Annotated in this window: 1 protein-coding gene; it reads left to right on the top strand. The window is 69.4% G+C overall.

All coding sequences use genetic code 11. The features are described 5' to 3' along the window. The first annotated feature begins 250 nt into the window (after window positions 1-250). Window positions 251-1,468, top strand: a complete 1,218-nt coding sequence (locus ACFSE6_RS18860) for an IS110 family RNA-guided transposase (protein ID WP_388011120.1) — start codon at window positions 251-253, stop codon at window positions 1,466-1,468. Window positions 1,469-1,498 lie beyond the last annotated feature (30 nt).

Here is a 1,498-nt window from a genome sequence, read left to right as displayed (position 1 = left end):
CCTAATGGGAGCTACCGGGTCGGCCACCGGGCAGACTCGGTTCCGGTAGCGGCCAGTGGGTGAGCACTCTCCTCGCCAGGTACTCGATGCCTAGGGTCAGACCGTGCCCTCGCTGGACGTGAGGAGGACGTGACCGCTGATGGGGTGACGTGCCCGCCGAGGTTTGGCGTGAGCACTTGACCATTAGGCCGCCGGGTGTCCTTCTCCATGCTGCCGAGGGACACGGTTGCCGAAGGGTGAGGAGGTCGGTGTGCTGTTCGTGGGCGATGACTGGGCAGAGGACCATCACGACGTCGAGCTGCAGGATGAGGCGGGTTGCCGGTTGGCGCGGGCCCGTCTGCCCGAGGGCGTGGCCGGGGTGGCTCGGCTGCACGCGCTGATCGGGGAGCATCTCGATGAGGATGCCGAGCCGGACGAGGTGGTGGTCGGGATCGAGACCGACCGCGGCCCGTGGGTGCAGGCACTGGTCGCGGCCGGCTACACGGTGTATGCGATCAACCCGCGGCAGGTGGCCCGCTATCGGGAACGGCACGGCAGCTCCGGCGCCAAGAGTGACGCCGGGGATGCGCACACGCTGGCCGACATGGTGCGCACCGATCGTCACCAGCTGCGGGCGGTCGCTGGGGACAGTGACCAGGCGCAGGCGGTCAAGGTGGTCGCGCGGGCGCACCAGACGCTGATCTGGGACCGGCACCGGCACATGTTGCGGCTGCGTAGCGCGCTGCTGGAGTTCTTCCCCACGGCGCTGGAGGCCTTCGACGACCTGATCGCGCCCGACACGCTCGAGCTGCTGGCCAAGGCCCCGGACCCAGTGTCCGCGGCCCGGCTGTCGCGCGCACAGATCGCTGCCGCGCTCAAACGCGCCCGCCGCCACAGCGTGGAAGAGAAGACCACCGGCATCGCGACGGCGTTGCGTGCCGAACAGCTGTCTCAGCCGCCGGCGGTGGCCGCGGCCTACGCGGCGACGGTTCGCTCCCTGGTCAGCGTCATCACTGCGTTCAACGCCGAGATCGCGGCCATGGAGGAGCAGGTGAAGTCGTGTTTTGGGCGGACCCGGGACGCTGAGATCTACCTGAGCCAGCCCGGGCTGGGCCAGATCCTCGCGGCCCGGGTCCTCGGCGAGTTCGGCGACGACGAGCACCGCTACGCCACCGCAAAGCACCGCAAGAACTACGCCGGCACCAGCCCGATCACCCGGCAGTCGGGCAAGAAGAAGGTGGTGCTTGCCCGGTTCGTGCACAACGACCGCCTCCTCGACGCCCTGCACCAGCAGGCGTTCTGCGCCCTCAGAACCTCACCCGGAGCCCGGGCCTACTACGACGCGCTCCGCGCCCGGAACATCGGCCACCACGCCGCAGTACGGCAACTGGCCAACCGCCTCGTCGGCATCCTCCACGGCTGCCTGAAGACCGGCACCCCCTACGACGAAGCGACGGCCTGGGCCCACGAGCACCACGCTGCGGCTTGACATCAAAACGCCATGGGGTGTCTGACCCGC

The sequence above is a fragment of the Georgenia deserti genome (genome assembly GCF_042680605.1).
Lineage (GTDB): Bacteria > Actinomycetota > Actinomycetes > Actinomycetales > Actinomycetaceae > Allobogoriella > Allobogoriella deserti.
The sequence above is the reverse complement of the archived record's forward strand: the minus strand, read 5'-3'. Positions and strand labels throughout refer to the sequence as shown.